Consider the following 1,416-nt stretch of genomic DNA (forward strand, 5'->3'; position numbering starts at 1 on the left):
GACCCACAACAGCCGGCTCCCGACTTCGGGCCCCTGCCACAGGCCGACGACTGCACCACCCCGGTCTACGCCTGCGCCACGCACGCCATCACCCTTGAGCCTGCGGCCCTCATCCACCACAGCACGTGTACCGCGCCGGACACGCAGGACCTGCCCGGCTGCAACTGCACACCCGAGCCAGCACTGGTGCCCGACCCCGTCCCGCATCCGGAGGGCCGTCCCGACGCTCTGCCCCCGGAGTGGACGACCAGGGGGTGAGCGATGCCCAGGCGCCCGGCACCGGATCATCTTCGGTGCACCACCATTTGCCCGGCCCGGGGTGATATGCCCGAACGCCGCTGCTCCATGCGGGCCCGGCCGGGCCACGACACTTGTGCCCTGCATGCTGGCCTCCGCCCCCTCACCGCCCCCGGGTCCGACCGGCAGTGCACCGCTCACCGCAGCGGCGACGGCGAACGCTGCACGAATTGGGCGCTGAGGGATCTCCCCGTGTGCCGGTACCACGGCGGCAGCAACAAGCGGTCGAAGGCCGCAGCCGAGCGGAGACGAGCGGAGGCATCGGTGGAAGCCCAAGCCCGGAGAACCCTGGCCACGCTCGGCGCGGACCCCGTCGACAACCCCCTCACGGCCCTGTCCAGGCTCGCCGGGGAAGTTCTCGGATTCAAAAACGCCCTCGCTGAGCGGGTCAACGAACTCTCGGACATCCGCTACGAAGGCACCGGGAACGTGGGCGAGCAGATCCGCGCGGAAGTCCTTCTCTACGAACGGGCCATGGACCGAGCCGGCGCGATCCTGGGGTCGATCGCCCGCCTGAACATCGACGAGCGCCTCGCCGCCATCTCCCAGAAGCAGGCCGAGACGGTCATCAAGGCGATCGACGCGGCCCTGGCCCACGCCGGGATCACCGGTCCCGCGGCGACGGAAGCCCGGCAGGTGGCCGCACGGAGGCTCCGCTCGATCTCCTGAACGGAGGCCAGCTGTGGATGCCCTTCTCCGCGCAGCGGACCTTCTCGAAGAGCCCCCGCCGGACGTGTTCACGGATCTCGGCTACGTGCCGACACCCAAGCAGCAGGAGTTCCACAACGCCACCGAGTTCGATGTCCTCTTCGGCGGCTCCGCAGGTGGCGGAAAGACCAAGTCCTTGGTACTGGAGGCGATCCGGCAGTGCGTGCGTTACCCAGGCCTTCGGGTCGGGGCGTTCCGCCGCACCTACGGTGAGCTCAAAGAGTCGTTGATCGCGGAGCTCGCGCAGACCGGTTTCGCCAGTGCGGTCGGGGCGCGGTGGAACGGCACCGAGTTCGAACTACGGTTCAGCAACGGCTCGCTGATCATGTTCCGGTACGCGGAGAGCATCCAGGACGCCACCCGACGGCAGGGCGGCCAGTACCAGCTCCTCATCTTCGACGAGCGGACCCT

Annotated in this window: 2 protein-coding genes and 1 pseudogene; all 3 read left to right on the forward strand. The window is 69.2% G+C overall.

Translation table 11 applies throughout. The features are described 5' to 3' along the window. Positions 1-258, forward strand: a pseudogene (locus AB0435_RS34170) (hypothetical protein); the annotation flags it as partial. Between the two features lie 303 nt (positions 259-561). Further along, the gene (locus tag AB0435_RS34175) at positions 562-966 is read left to right on the forward strand and encodes a hypothetical protein (protein WP_366428741.1); all 405 of its coding nucleotides are present in this window, start codon (positions 562-564) and stop codon (positions 964-966) included. A 13-nt stretch (positions 967-979) separates the two neighbouring features. Further along, the coding region (locus AB0435_RS34180; RefSeq protein ID WP_366428742.1) for a hypothetical protein at positions 980-1,416 on the forward strand (437 nt) is incomplete at its 3' end.

This window comes from Streptomyces sp. NPDC051173 (assembly GCF_040689515.1).
Lineage (GTDB): Bacteria > Actinomycetota > Actinomycetes > Streptomycetales > Streptomycetaceae > Streptomyces.